We start from the raw sequence: 12,870 nt of genomic DNA, 5'->3' as shown, positions 1-12,870 counted from the left end.
TGTGAGACCGCTCGCCAAACGGAGGCGCAATGACCGAAGAGGCTCCAATCCGGGTAGGACTCCGCGTCGAGGATGTGACCGAGGCGGCCACGTTCTATCAGGGGCTCGGTTTCGAGCAGACCGGATCAATATCCAATCCCGACGGCCGGACGGTCATGGCGATCCTCAGACGCGGTGACCTCCAGCTGCTCGTCGATGCCCTGGTCGGCATGCCGTTTCCCGACAGCGACCGTGAACGCATGACGAGAACCAGCCCGCGGGGCCTCGGTGTGGTCATCGGCATCGAGGTGACCGACATCGACGCGACCGCGGACTACTGCCGCTCGGCCGGATGCCAGGTCACCACCGGCCCGGTCGACGCACCATGGGGCGAACGGTACGTCGAATGCCTCGATCCGTACGAGTACGCATGGAAGTTCTTCCAGCTGCTCCCGGACCCGCCGCCAGACAGCTTAAGCGCCACTCGCAACAACTGGTTCGCCTGAACCGCACCTGAGCCAGCCACCACCCGCCACACAACAGGGCGTCCCCCGGCGAACGTTCGTGGTCAGCGCACTAGGGAGTGTGCCGAGTTGGGATCACGGGTTGGCCGTTTTTGCTGTCCCGGCTTGCTCGGGACGGTAGACAGGCGGGATGACCGGGGTGATCTCACGGACGACGAGTGGGCCGCGTTCGCCCAGCGGCAGCACTGGTACTGCCACCGCCGACTGCACGGTGAGATCGGGCACATCCCACCCGCCGAATACGAGACCAACTACTACCGAGCAACCACGGAACCCCAGGTCACAGTCACGACCTAGAGTCTCGATCAAACCCGGAACGGTTCAAGGTACACCTTCCTTCCGGAAGCAGTGATCCACAGTCGCGAGAGATGATCCACGGCGTCACGGTGTTGTAGCCCTGGGGAGCAGGTTTGACGGACATTTGGCTGCCTCCTGGGGTGCGGGCCCGTTCTCCGGTGAGGGCGAGGTTTGCCGAGCATGGCGTGGTGCGGCCTGATCGCCGGGGACCGGGCCTCCGCTCCGGCAGCGCGTGAGACGACACGTCACCTCCGCGAAGGCGTACGGGATCCAAGTCAGCCGGTTCGCCGGCGTTCGGTCGATCGGCGCGCCACGAGGCGTGCCGGGACGAGCGACGCCGTCTTGGAAGTCCCTGTCTCCACAAGCTGGATCAATGCCTCCACGGCGAGCTGAGCCCCGAGCCGGGGCGAGTGGGACACGGTGGTGACAGGAGGCTCGGTCGCGGCGTACCCGGGGTCCTCGCTCATACAGGCGATCATCAGGTCGTCGGGCACGCGAAGGCCATGCCTCTCAGCTGCCTCCAGCATCAGGTGGCCGCAGGTGTCGTAGATGCCGTAGACGGCATCGGGCGGCTGGGAGCCGCCGAACATTGCCCCGGCCAGGTTCGGGTGGCTCATGGCCACGACGACCGGAGAAGCGGAGTGCTCACCGCACCACACGCGATAGGTGTTGATGCAGGTACGGGTGTAGTGGTCGGTGCCGGGGCCCGCGATCAGGGCGATCCGCCGGGCGCCCTGGGCGCGCAGCCCGTCGAGCACCGCCCGCACCGACCCGACATGGTCGTTGTCCACCCAACTCCCGTCTGGCCAGGGCTCCACGGGCCTGCCGACGAAGACCAGAGGCACGCGCGCGTCGCACAGCAGGTGCGCCACGGGATCGCTCTCTTGGGGGTCGAGAAGCAGCACCCCGTCCGCGGCCAGTGACGTCCACTGCTCGTTGCTCGGTGCTGCGGGCAGCACCGTGAGCCCGTAGCCCCGCTCATGGGCGGTGGCCATCGCGCCGCTGATCACCTGGGAGAAGTACGGGACGTCGGCGAAGTTCCACACCCTGTCGCCATACGTGGTCACGCCCAGGGCGAGCGTGCGGCTGTGGGCCGGCCGGTGGACGAGACCGGGCGGCCGGTAGTCCAACGCGGCCGCCACCGCCCGGACATGCTGCCGGGTGGCCTCCATCATCCGGCCGGTGCCGTTGAGCGCATTGGTGACCGTGGCACGGGAGACACCTGCGGCCACGGCCACATCCACGATCCGTACACGTTTCATGGCGAGCAGGCTACGAAATCCGTCTCCGACAGTGAAGAACTCTGCGGAATCAGTGCTGAAACGGCTGTTGTGGTTGCCGGTGCAACCAGCGAGCGTGTGGACCTGCCCGTCAGCTCGCTGATCAGGAGGACGCCTTGGACAGAACCCCCGCTCGCCGCGCTGTGCTGGCCGGAATCGCGGCGACGGCCGCAATGACCGTAACCGGGACCGGCCTGGCCGGGTCCGCCGAGGCGGCGCAGGCGCATGAAGCGGACACCGTACTGCTCAACGGCTACATCTACACCGTTGATGCCCGCAATAGCATCAAGAAGGCGCTCGCGATCACCCGTGGCCGTATTGTCCACGTCGGAACCGACCGCAGCGCCTCGGCGTACATAGGGAAGCGGACCCAAGTCGTGGATCTGCGCGGCCGGATGCTGATGCCCGGTCTGCACGATGGCCACATCCATCCGTTGAGCGGCGGTCGCGGACTGCTCGGCCTGGACTTCCAGTACGCGCCGCTCACCGTCGTCGAGTTCCGCGCGACGATTCAGGCCTACCTCGACACGACGGCAGCCCAGGAGCCGGACGGCTGGGTCACCGGCTCGCACTGGTACCTGCAGGCGATGCGGCCTGCCGGAACCAAGGTGACCAGAGCCGACCTGGACACCCTCACGACCCGCAGGCCCATCCTCATCAGCTCCAGCGACGGGCATACCTCGCTGGCCAACAGCAGGGCCCTGCAATTGGCGGGCATCACCGGGAGCACACCGGATCCCGCCACCGGAACCATCGAGCGCGACGCCACCGGAGAACCCACGGGCATACTCCAGGACGGCGCCCAGGACCTCGTCCGGTCCAAGATCCCGCCGGCCACCGCCGAGGACAACGTCCGCTACGCTGAGGCCGCCCTGGCCGCGCTGCGCGCCCAGGGCGTCACCACCTTCATGGACGCCGCCGCGTCGGAGGGCTCTCTGCAGGCCTTCACCACGCTCGCCGAGCGCGGTCGCCTCACCGCTCGGGCCCACTTCGCCGTGCTGGTCGACCTCACCGACTCCCGCCCGGTCCAGCGCGTCAAGGAGCTCCGGGGGACCTACGACACCGGACTCCTGCGTGCTGCCCCGGACATCCATGTCCGCAACACCAAGATGTTCCTCGACGGCGTCTTGCAGTACCCGGCGCAGACCGCGGGCGTACTCGAACCGTATCTCGTGCACGACCACGACCACTGGGTCCCCGGTACCAACAAGGGCTCGGTGTACTGGCCGCCCGACCGGCTCAACTCCCTGATGAAAGAGCTTGCCGCCGCCGGCATCGACCCGCACGTCCACGCCATCGGCGACCACGCCGTGCGGGTCGCCCTCGACGCCTACCAAGGCGTACGCAGGGCCGGCTACCGCAGCAACCGGCTCACCGTCGCCCACGCCGAACTCGTGAACCCCGCCGACATACCGCGGTTCGCCAGACTCGGTGTCATCGCGGCCATGGGTTTCCACTGGGCGAAGCCCGGCCCCGACTCGGTGGATGCCGTCGAGCCGTACCTCGGGCAGGAGCGCTGGCAGAACTACGAACCCGAGGGCGCCATCTTCCGCTCGGGCGGAATCATCTCCCTGGGCAGCGACTGGCCCGTGGACCCGCTCGACGAATGGGACGCACTGCGCACGGTCATCACACGCACGGCACTGCGCGGCAGCCCGTACGCTGCATACGGTCCGATGACGCCCCATCAGGCCCTGCAGCGCCGCACCGCCATCCGCGCCGCCACGCGCAACGGCGCCTACCAGCTCCACCAGGAGAACGACACCGGGTCGATCGAGGCCGGCAAGCTCGCGGACCTCATCGTCCTCGACCGCAACATCCTCAAGATCCCCGCCGAGGACATCGCCAACACCAAGGTCCTGATCACCATGGTCGGAGGCAGGATCGTTCACGGCAGCGTCGCCGACCTGCGCTGAGCCATCTAGGCCCTCGGAGGCGGCCGGGCCCGGCAAGAACTCCGGGCCCGGCCGGCGCGACAACGGCCTGGACTCAAGATCTTTTTGCCTTCACCCCGCGCATCGCCCAGCAGGGGGAGAAGTGTGACACCCGCCCCGAACCACCTCGTCCGTCACTTCCACGCCCTGCTTCCCCCGCCGAGCCAGGTGCCAAGTTCCGGTGGGCCCTACTGGACAAGCGCTCATGTCGGCCGAGCGGTGTTGCGCCGATGTCGGCCTCCCGGCCGAGTGCGTTCCGATCGGGAGGCCAGCATCGGTTCACGGTGCTATGGGGTCGTCGACAACCGGATGATGCGGGTCGGCGTGCCGCCGAGGTCGAGCCGCCGTACGACCTTGCCGCTGTCGAGGTCGACGGTGAGCAGACGGCCGCCACGCGGCAGCGACACGTGCACGACGCCGCCGCCGGTGGCGAGGTCGGGCATCTCGACTTTTTCCGTGTGTTCGTGGAAGTCGAGGGGGTACGGCCGGTCAACGCGAACTTCCCGACGCAGTGCCCCGTGCGTCCGTCACGGATCTGCAACCAGCCCTGGTGAGTGAGCACGATCAACTGCGACCCGTCAGTGGCCACAGTGGTACGCAACTGGGTGCGGCTCGCCGTTGACTGCGAGGTCGACCGGCTCGATGGTCGGTTGCCCGCCAGTTGTGTCGATGCGCTGGATGCTCGACTGCGCCCCCTCCGTCGCTCCCCAGCGGATGCCGTCTGGACCGGCGTGGAAGTTGGCGGCGCGCACCTGTGAGGGGTCCCTTGCGCTTGCCGGTGGGGACGAACAGGTCAGGCTGGATCTGCTCGACGGACTCACCGAGTGCCCGGCGCCGCAGCACGGTGTGCAGCATGTCGTCGGTCATGACGGGTGGCCGGCCGCCGTGCTTGCCCTTGCGGGCCGCGGTGTCGAGCTCCTCCAACGTCGACTCCCGGATGTTCTCCCGCTCGGTATCCGCCATCGCCACGAAGAACGCGAACAGCACCTTCCCTGGCCCGGTCGGGTCCGGATCGGCTCTCAGAACCTGTTCGCACTCAAAAGCGGGACGCAAAGGATCACCAGTGGTCGGCGGGGACGGCTGGGGTCATCTGTTCGGGCTTCGCGGGCAGCGGCTTGCAGTCGGCGACGGCGTCGTGCGGGCCGTCGAGGGGGTTGGTTGCGGTAGGCGCCGCGCTTGACTGACCACCAGCAGCTCCCCGACCTGTCATGGCCGCGGCGAGGCCGCGTCCAGGAGAGCACGTCCAGCCTTGGTGAGCTCGTGCGTGGCCGTGCGACCGGCCCGGCTGCTGTCGATCAACCCGGCGTCTCGCAGGATTGCCAGGTGTTCGCTGGCCGTCGGGGGGGTGACGCTCACCAGCCTGGCCACAACGGTCGTCTGCAGCGGAGTGGCGAGCGCGGCCAGGATCCTCGATCGAGTCACTCCCAGAAGACGGTCAAGCGACCTCGGAGTGGGAGGTGCCGCCCAGAGGTACCGCCCGGATGCCGGGTAATAGATCGCCGGAGTCCAGTGGTCCGAGGTGGTGCACTGCATCCGGTCGGTGATGAACAGTGACGGTACGAGAATGAGTCCTTCAGGGCAGTCGACGTCGATGTCGACGGTCTTCTCGACGGTGATGGTGTCGCCTTCGCACGCAGCGGAAGGGTGCAGGCGCGGAAGGACTGCGCGCAGCCCCTCGCGGTTGACCTGGATGGCCCGATCCAGCATCTCGGCACGCAGAGCCTGCCGCATGGACGGCCATTCCGGTTCGACAACTGCCTTCCAGAGGCGGCGCAGCGCATCGGCGGCCTTGGACCTGGCTCGGTCGGGGTCTTCGAGCAGTCGGTGGCCCATTTCCGCCCCGCGCCCCCTCGTTGCGTCGACCAGCTCGGCGTACGTCTGGTCCGCCGGCGCGGCGAGGAGGGCATCCATGCCTTCCTCGAACGTTGGCTCACTGGACATCGGCGATGGGTCAAGGAAGTCGGGTCGATACGCGCCATCGGCCATGAAGACCGTGAGCGCCCCCAGGTCGGGGAGCGAGAGACGGCGGCGACGGCGAAGCCACGGGTGGAACATCGGGTGACGCTGCGGTTCGGTCAAGAGCTGGGCGAGACTGACCACTTCGTGGATCGGCGACATCGCCCACCGCACACTCGCAGCACCAACGCCCAATCGGTAGCGGATCACTCCACCATTGTTAGGCCACCGCCGAAGTGAGCGCGAGCAGAACGGCGAAGCCCCGAGACTCGGGTCATGACCGACACGGAGTCGATAGCCCGGTGTTCCAAGGAACCCGAGCGAGCCCAACAGACGCGAACGATCCGGCTGGGCGCCAGCGGATCGACCATCGAAGTCCTCGCCGGCCCGGCGGAGACCAGCGGGATCGTGAGCATCTACCGGTGGCGCATGTCGCCCTCCAGCCGGGGACCTGCCCCGCACTTTCACACGACCTTCAGCGAGACCTTCATCGTTGAAGAAGGTGAAATCGACTACTTCGATGGGCGGGCCTGGCGAACCCTGCGGCCCGGCGACACCACGCATGCCGCGGTGGGTGACGTCCACGCGCTCCGCAAGGAGCGCGCCGAACCTGCCACCCTCCTGATGGCACTCTCGCCAGGTGTACCGCGGGAGGAGTACTTCGCACAGCTCGCCACTGTGAACGAGCGTGACCTGAGCCGGCTTCACGAAGCCCACGACAACCATTTCGTCGACGACTACGGGCGGTGAGAGCACCGACAACGGCATGTGCCCCGCCCCCGGCCCACCCCGCTACCTGGAATGCGGTCGTAGAACTGCTCCCGCGCGTGATCGCCACCGCCGAGCCGGGTCCGGAGGCCGACTTCGTCCGCAGTGGCCCTCAAGGTGTTGGTGATCTCTGCCTACGACCTGGAACAGGCTGGCGACGCGTTCGGCGCCGGCACGCTCGGCAAGATCGCGCTCACCGTCGCCTGATCCACCCCTTTCCCAACGGGTTTCCCAGCAAAGGATTCACTGTGCCCAGCATCGCCATCGTCGGAGCCGGCCCCGGTATGGGCCTGGCCATCGCCCGTACCTTCGGCTCCCACGGCTTCGACGTCGCTCTCATCGCCCGCAACCGCGACAAGCTCAACGACCTGGTCGGCCAGCTCGACGCCGACGGCATCACCGCCGCCGCGTTCCCCGCGGACGTACTCGACCATGACGCACTCACCCAGGCGCTCAAGGACGCCGCCACCCGCTTCGGCGGAATCGACGTCCTGGAGTACTCCCCAGCCGGGAACATCGAATCCACGACGCTCACCGCTCCGTCCGAGACCAACCCGTCCGATGTGCAGTGGGCGATGGACTTCCTGCTCTACGGGGCCATTGCCGCCACACGGGCCGTGCTGCCCGCAATGCGCGAGGCCGGCGCGGGCACCCTGCTCTACACCAACGGCGCCGGCTCGGTCGACCCCACTCCGATGCTCGGCAACCTCAACGCCGCCCAGGCCGCGCTGCGCAACTGGGTACTCAGCCTGCACAAGGAACTGGCCGACACCGGCGTCCAGGCCGCGCACGTCGCCATCGGCGTGTGGATCGGCACGGACGGCCCGCCCGGAGCACCGGCGGCCTCGGCCGAGGAAGTCGCCCCCCTCTACTGGGACCTGCACACGCAACGCGACGAAGTCGAGCGCGTCTTCACCGTGTGACGCCGCCCCGGCCCTCCCCGTCCCACCACCGCTGATCCCTGATCCGCCAGTACGGCGGTGGCCGACCGCGGCGCCGTGGGACAACCGACAGCGATTACTGACCTCGGCGCTGTGAGGTGACTGTCTGCTCGGGCTGCTGATCTTGCGACAGAAAGATCCGACCGAGGGGCCTCACGTGTCGACCGGTGTCATTTACACCGCCGTGCTCGATGTCCGGCGGTCCACTGCCGAGCACCTGGCCCGGTTGCTGCGTGACCACCGTGCGGCGATCGGCACCCGCCGAGGGCGGCGTGCGCTGGGCTGCTTCCGGCAGGCCGTGCTCATCCTGCGCTGGTTCCTCGACGGCACCCGTCTGGCCCAACTCGCCCGTGACAACGGCCTGTCGTCCTCCACTGCCTACCGGTACCTGCACGAAGGGCTGACCGTCCTGGCGGCCGGGGCGCCGGATTTGAACACCGCGCTGGAGCGGGCGAAGACGGCCGGGCTGACCCATCTGAACCTGGACGGCACCGTGGTCCGCACCGATCGCGTCGCTGCTCCCGGCTCCAATGGCGCGGACCTGTGGTGGTCCGGGAAACACCGCCATCACGGTGGGAACGTACAGGTCATTTCCACCCCGGACGGCTGGCCGATCTGGGTCTCCCCGGTCCGCCCGGGCCGCGAGCACGACACCACCTGCGCCCGCCACCACGGCCTGCTCGACGCCCTGAACGTCCTCGCCGCCGAACTGGGCGTGCCGACCCTGGTCGACCTCGGGTACGAGAACGCCGGAGACGGCCTACGGCACCCGGTCAAGAAGCCCGCGGGCGGCGAGCTGACCGAGGCCCAGCAGACCTACAACAAGGTCATCCGAGGTGTCCACGGCGTGTGCGAACGGGCCAACTCCCTGCTCAAGACCACCTTCAAGGCCCTGCGGCGGGTCAGTCTCGACCCCAGCCGCATCACCCAGATCGCCGCCGCAGCCCTCGTCCTGCTCCAGCTCGAATACGACCGAACCATCTGAACGATCACACAACGTCGGGATCCATTACCGGGAAAGGCGCACTGGGACGCCGGTCACGGCGCCGACAACGACCCCGGTGACTTCATCACCTGGATCGCCGAGGTGACGGGCCACAAGGGCTACCGCAGGAGGTGATCCGGGGCGGACGGGTCGGGCGCCGGGTCCGGGTCCAAGACCCACGCCACCAGGTGGTCGGTCGCCAGGCACCACCAGCCGGCCCGTCCTCCCGTCGCGGCGGCGTGCAGACCACGGCCGTGCTCCGGGCAGACCGGCCAGAGCTTGCCGCGCGCCTCAGCGACATGGGCCTGGACCCCGCGCCCGACGTCCGCGACGATCTCCTGCCACAGGAACGAGCCGATCCGCTCATCGCCCACGTTCACGAGCCCCGTCGGGAACTGCTCGCCGGGGCTCTCGGCATACGGCTCGGGGGCCTCTCCGTGGCCCCCAGACCGGGGATCCCGGTCGGCCAGGGACTTCAACGCCCGCTCGGACAACCGGAGTTGGCGCAGGTGGAGGAGGTCAGCGAAGGCGGCCTCCGGGATCTCGCCGTGCCGGCAGTAGACCTCGTACGCCCAGGAGCGGTACTCGTCGTCCTGGAGGTCGGCCGACCGCCCGGCGTCCAACTGCCATGCCACGCACGCGTGCCAGGCGGCGAAGCGCTCGGGATGGTCCCGCATGAGTGATGTCTCCATGTCGTCCATGTTGAAGAAGGGTGGGGCGCGTCCGCCCGGCGGACGCGCCCCACCGTAGGTTCAGCGTCGGTCAGCGATAGGTGCCGCCACCGGAGAACGACTCCTCGATGTCGAGGCACTCCGACCTGCGGCAGGCCCAGTTCCCGGTGAGGATCGCCGAGAAGCCGAGGGTGTCCCCGGGATCGCCAGCAGGTAAACCCGTAGCACCGGAGGTATCCACGGCCACGGCTCTTGTCATTGGTCCACCAGCTGCGGCGGGCCGGGAGGAGGCGACTGCGTGCCTCCCGCTCGGCCTTGGCGTAGGAGCGGGTGAGCTTGGTGGTGGTCGCTCCGAGCTGGGAGGCGACGCTGCGGCGAATGATGCGGACGCACTTCAGGTAGGAGAGGCGGTCGGTATCCACGGCCGGGCGGGCGGGCGCCGCTGTGTGGGCGAACTGGCGGAAGGCCGTGGGTTCGCGGTTTCAGAAGGGGGCTCGAAGCTGAACCGACGAGTGGCGCAGCCATAACCGCATCGAGGCTGGCCTGGGTTCGTCGTGCCTCGCCGAACTGGCGCTACCCGGTAAGCGGGCAGGCTTCGGCGTAGTCGCATGAGGCGCGATTCGTGACATTCCGTCAGTTCGGTGGTGCCCCGGAACACGACAGGCACGGCTTCCAGACCTGGAGTTCCTACGCGGACTCAACCGGTCGTCGCAACACCGGTCTCTTGGATCAAGAGTAGGTGCTCATTGAGGACTTCGGCGGGTGTCTTCCAGGCAAGGGTTTTGCGGGGCCTGTTGTTGAGTGTGAGGGCAACGGCCTCGGTATTTTGCAGTGTCGGCGGTCTGGCGGGCCTGCACCTTTTGGGTGCGGGGCGCCCGCAGGTCGGGCGGGCGAGGCCGCCACGGGCCGTTTCCTGCGATTCGAGGTGATCAGGTTAGGCGGCGGCGGCTTCGAAGATCCCGACCAGCTCGTGGTCCAGCCGCCCGGGAACATCTGATCCCTGCATTTCATGGAATTGGCTGAAGAAGGCGGAGGGCTGGTCCACGTCGATACGTGTTTGCTCACCGTCGCGCTGGGACACGGAGATACGCACCGGTGCCCCTAGGCCGGCCGCACCGGTGTACTGGAACAAGCCTCGGGCAATGACGGGGTTGCCGACGAGGTAGAACTTGGACTCGATCGGGATTCCGGCCAGTCTCATCGCTGGTCCCTGCTCAAAATCGAAAAAGATGGTGTAGTTGCTTGGCGCCGTAATCCTTGTGACGTAGGCTTCGAACCCCTCGCGGTTTTTGTGTGTCATGTATTCCATCTGCCTGGTGATCGAGAAGCGCTGCAACTTCGACTCGATGGCCTCAGTAACCTCGAAATACGATTTATCGGAGCGAATTGTGACGAGCACCCCGTCGAAGTGGGTCTGTGTCGTCTGAGCTGACATGGTTATCCGCCCGTTTCTCTGCGCCGACGGTCACGTGAGACATTACGTGTTTTCATCGTCACGGCTTGTCCGTTTTATTGTGAATGTGCACGGGGAACTGCGATATCAGCCACCTGACTGCAGCTTTATGAGCCGGTATTTTGCAGTGCCGGCGGTCTGGCCGGCCTGCACCCTTCGGGTGCGGGGCGCCGAGTCGGACACGCTGCGCCACCGTCTCTGGCGCGCCCGCGTCCGCAAGACCAAGGCTACTGGGCCTGACTCATCGAAGCTGGCTCGGCGCGCGGTACAAGGTCAGGCAGATCAGGGGGTTCCCGCGCTTGCCCTTCGGGTTCGGCGCGTCGCGAACGGGAACGGGAACGGCACGTGTGCCTCATCTCCAGCGAGGCCGCCGCACGTACTACCGGCCCGGCCGGACCTGGCCCGCTGGCGGCATGCCAGCCGATGACGCACAATGCAGGGCGGATTCGCTTGCCGCCCGCGAAAAAGAAGCTGCTCAGTACCTCGACCATCTCACCGGGCAGCCGGTATGTGGCTGCATCGCCCGCCTTCCCGTCAACGAAGGCAGCCAAGTGTGCGTCGACCTCGCTTCGAATGCTTGCCACGTCGCACGGCTCGGCTCCCCGAACCGAGTCGCTCCTGGTCACCCTCCCGCCCTTCCGGCCGTGAATGGTCAATGTGCGAGTGCGCCGGTGACAGAACGCCACATGCCCCAGGCCATCGCTCAACATGCTGAAGCCCCGCTTCGCAGCTATGGAAAGTCTTCAAGAGCGCAGATGGATGTGAAAGGTGGCGAACTCGCCGCATCGGCTTGATGCGCTCGACGCGGCGTCGCGCTGATCGCCGGCCCGCTGCTCATCGGACCTGGGCGGGACCGGGTTTGTCCGGGCCCGCTGAGCCGACGGTGTCAGCCGATGTCGTCGGCGCGTAGGGACGGGCGTGGCCCGGAGTTGCGTAGGCGGTACTCGACGATGCAGCAGAGCGAGGAGGACTCTCTTCATGATCGAACTAACGGCCGGATCTCCCGCCTCTGCCGGCCTGCTCGTTCAGCGCGGGGCCTCGGCACCGCCGCCGTGGCGGACTCGTTCCAGGACCTGCTCGTGCAGTGCGGCCAATCCGGCTGGTGGCACCAATACGGGGCTGCCCGTGAGGGTGTACCACTCGTCGGCGTCGGTGTACTGGATGGTGATGCCGGCGCGCCCGTCGGGCAGGAGGCGGGTGGCGATGGTGAGGTCGCCGGTGATGACGCCGACTTCGTCGGTCATCGCGCCGCCGGGCCCGGCTTTCACCTCGTCGACGAGCTGCTCCTGCTGGGGGTCGTGGTCGCTCATGAGGGGCAGGTACCCAGCATGTCGGTGAGCGTGTTCTTCTCGGCTGCGGTCACCGACAGCTCGTACGTCGCCTTCACCGACACCCAGGCCCGGGCATAGGTGCACCAGTAGGGTTTGGACGGCGGCTGCCACTCGTCCGGCCCTTGATCGCCTTCGACCTGTTCGAGGCAGCGGAGACGGCCAGCAGCTGCGGGTGCGTCAGGTCGTTCGCGAACGCCTTCCGCTTCTCCTGCGTCCAGCCAGCGGCGCCGGAGCGCCATGCATTGGCGAGCGGCACCACGTGGTCGATGTCGAGGTCGGAGGCGCTCGTGAACGTCTTGTCGTCGTACACGCTCACCCAGCGTCCGGACACCACCCGGCACTCGGCATCGCGCTGCATCCCCGTACCGTCCCGCTCCAGCACCTTCTCGCGGGTGTCGCACTTCTCGCCTTGCTGAGCCCAGTGAGGGAACTTGGCGCGGCTGTAACCAGCCATCGAGCCGTGCGGCGCGACCTTCAGCCCGGCGAGTTCCGTACGGGCCTGCTCAGCTGACGGCACGCCCGGCAGCGTGCCCGTGTCGGCCTCACCACCCGGCGCGCTGGCCGAGACGGACGGCGCGGCGTCACTGGCCTTGGAATCCACTGCATCGTTGGTGACCGTGCAGCCAGCCAGCCAGCGTGAGTATCGCCACGGCAGCCAAGCTCCGCCCCCGCCACAGCTTCTGACGTCCCATGGCCTGCAGTCTCTCCCTCTGCCCGGTTGCTTCCGGCGCAGCGTACCGGGGGCGGGGCG

The 12,870-nt window shown here is 67.7% G+C and carries 14 protein-coding genes; 6 read left to right on the top strand and 8 right to left on the bottom strand.

Annotation, left to right across the window (positions count from 1 at the left end; all coding sequences use genetic code 11):
- The first annotated feature begins 29 nt into the window (after positions 1-29).
- A complete protein-coding gene (locus tag ACIQFZ_RS31005) occupies positions 30-485 on the top strand; it encodes a VOC family protein (protein WP_402692761.1) in 456 nt (151 codons plus the stop codon).
- 123 nt (positions 486-608) lie between these two features.
- The gene (locus ACIQFZ_RS31000; RefSeq protein ID WP_402692760.1) at positions 609-800 is read left to right on the top strand and encodes a hypothetical protein; all 192 of its coding nucleotides are present in this window, start codon (positions 609-611) and stop codon (positions 798-800) included.
- Between the two features lie 275 nt (positions 801-1,075).
- On the opposite strand, the gene ACIQFZ_RS30995 is transcribed toward ACIQFZ_RS31000, so the two are convergent.
- On the bottom strand, positions 1,076-2,062 hold the full coding sequence (locus ACIQFZ_RS30995; RefSeq protein ID WP_402692759.1) for a LacI family DNA-binding transcriptional regulator: 987 nt from the start codon (positions 2,060-2,062) through the stop codon (positions 1,076-1,078).
- Between the two features lie 134 nt (positions 2,063-2,196).
- On the opposite strand from ACIQFZ_RS30995, the gene ACIQFZ_RS30990 reads away from it, so the two are divergent.
- Positions 2,197-3,996: an amidohydrolase gene (locus ACIQFZ_RS30990; protein WP_402692758.1), complete on the top strand. Its 1,800-nt coding sequence runs from the start codon at positions 2,197-2,199 to the stop codon at positions 3,994-3,996.
- Positions 3,997-4,301: 305 nt separating this feature from the next.
- On the opposite strand, the gene ACIQFZ_RS30985 is transcribed toward ACIQFZ_RS30990, so the two are convergent.
- Complete coding sequence (locus ACIQFZ_RS30985; protein ID WP_402692757.1) at positions 4,302-4,457, bottom strand: hypothetical protein; 156 nt, start codon at positions 4,455-4,457, stop codon at positions 4,302-4,304.
- Between the two features lie 763 nt (positions 4,458-5,220).
- The gene (locus tag ACIQFZ_RS30980) at positions 5,221-6,180 is read right to left on the bottom strand and encodes a DUF5937 family protein (protein ID WP_402692756.1); all 960 of its coding nucleotides are present in this window, start codon (positions 6,178-6,180) and stop codon (positions 5,221-5,223) included.
- Positions 6,181-6,246: 66 nt separating this feature from the next.
- Between ACIQFZ_RS30980 and ACIQFZ_RS30975 the strand changes: the two genes are divergently transcribed.
- The 3 genes from ACIQFZ_RS30975 (at position 6,247) to ACIQFZ_RS30965 (ending at position 8,664) form a co-directional block, all read left to right on the top strand.
- On the top strand, positions 6,247-6,720 hold the full coding sequence (locus ACIQFZ_RS30975) for a cupin domain-containing protein (protein ID WP_402692755.1): 474 nt from the start codon (positions 6,247-6,249) through the stop codon (positions 6,718-6,720).
- A gap of 266 nt (positions 6,721-6,986) precedes the next feature.
- On the top strand, positions 6,987-7,661 hold the full coding sequence (locus tag ACIQFZ_RS30970; RefSeq protein ID WP_402692754.1) for an SDR family NAD(P)-dependent oxidoreductase: 675 nt from the start codon (positions 6,987-6,989) through the stop codon (positions 7,659-7,661).
- Positions 7,662-7,863: 202 nt separating this feature from the next.
- Positions 7,864-8,664 carry a transposase family protein gene (locus ACIQFZ_RS30965; protein WP_402692782.1) on the top strand — a complete coding sequence of 267 codons (801 nt, stop codon included), beginning with the start codon at positions 7,864-7,866 and terminating at the stop codon, positions 8,662-8,664.
- A gap of 119 nt (positions 8,665-8,783) precedes the next feature.
- Here the strand turns inward: ACIQFZ_RS30965 and ACIQFZ_RS30960 are convergent, their stop codons facing one another.
- The 5 genes from ACIQFZ_RS30960 to ACIQFZ_RS30940 all read right to left on the bottom strand — a co-directional run bounded on the left by ACIQFZ_RS30960 (position 8,784) and on the right by ACIQFZ_RS30940 (position 12,720).
- Positions 8,784-9,356, bottom strand: coding sequence for a hypothetical protein (locus ACIQFZ_RS30960; protein ID WP_402692753.1), 573 nt, complete (start codon positions 9,354-9,356; stop codon positions 8,784-8,786).
- Positions 9,357-9,426: 70 nt separating this feature from the next.
- Positions 9,427-9,582 (bottom strand): hypothetical protein, encoded by a 156-nt coding sequence (locus tag ACIQFZ_RS30955; RefSeq protein WP_402692752.1) that lies wholly within the window; start codon positions 9,580-9,582, stop codon positions 9,427-9,429.
- A 687-nt stretch (positions 9,583-10,269) separates the two neighbouring features.
- On the bottom strand, positions 10,270-10,770 hold the full coding sequence (locus ACIQFZ_RS30950; protein ID WP_402692751.1) for a DUF302 domain-containing protein: 501 nt from the start codon (positions 10,768-10,770) through the stop codon (positions 10,270-10,272).
- Positions 10,771-11,813: 1,043 nt separating this feature from the next.
- Positions 11,814-12,098, bottom strand: coding sequence for a hypothetical protein (locus ACIQFZ_RS30945; RefSeq protein ID WP_402692750.1), 285 nt, complete (start codon positions 12,096-12,098; stop codon positions 11,814-11,816).
- Between the two features lie 73 nt (positions 12,099-12,171).
- Positions 12,172-12,720 (bottom strand): DUF1524 domain-containing protein, encoded by a 549-nt coding sequence (locus tag ACIQFZ_RS30940; protein WP_402692749.1) that lies wholly within the window; start codon positions 12,718-12,720, stop codon positions 12,172-12,174.
- Between the last annotated feature and the right edge of the window lie 150 nt (positions 12,721-12,870).

Origin of the sequence: Streptomyces sp. NPDC093064 (genome assembly GCF_044754605.1) — a bacterium.
Classification (GTDB): domain Bacteria; phylum Actinomycetota; class Actinomycetes; order Streptomycetales; family Streptomycetaceae; genus Streptomyces.
Note: the sequence above shows the minus strand (reverse complement) of the source record. Positions and strands in the feature narration are given on the sequence as shown.

Coding starts and splice junctions, on each gene's coding strand:
- ACIQFZ_RS31005 (WP_402692761.1), top strand. CDS start 30: ATGACCGAAGAGGCTCCAATCCGGGTAGGACTCCGCGTCGAGGATGTG.
- ACIQFZ_RS30995 (WP_402692759.1), bottom strand. CDS start 2,062: ATGAAACGTGTACGGATCGTGGATGTGGCCGTGGCCGCAGGTGTCTCC.
- ACIQFZ_RS30985 (WP_402692757.1), bottom strand. CDS start 4,457: ATGCCCGACCTCGCCACCGGCGGCGGCGTCGTGCACGTGTCGCTGCCG.
- ACIQFZ_RS30975 (WP_402692755.1), top strand. CDS start 6,247: ATGACCGACACGGAGTCGATAGCCCGGTGTTCCAAGGAACCCGAGCGA.
- ACIQFZ_RS30960 (WP_402692753.1), bottom strand. CDS start 9,356: ATGGAGACATCACTCATGCGGGACCATCCCGAGCGCTTCGCCGCCTGG.
- ACIQFZ_RS30950 (WP_402692751.1), bottom strand. CDS start 10,770: ATGTCAGCTCAGACGACACAGACCCACTTCGACGGGGTGCTCGTCACA.
- ACIQFZ_RS30945 (WP_402692750.1), bottom strand. CDS start 12,098: ATGAGCGACCACGACCCCCAGCAGGAGCAGCTCGTCGACGAGGTGAAA.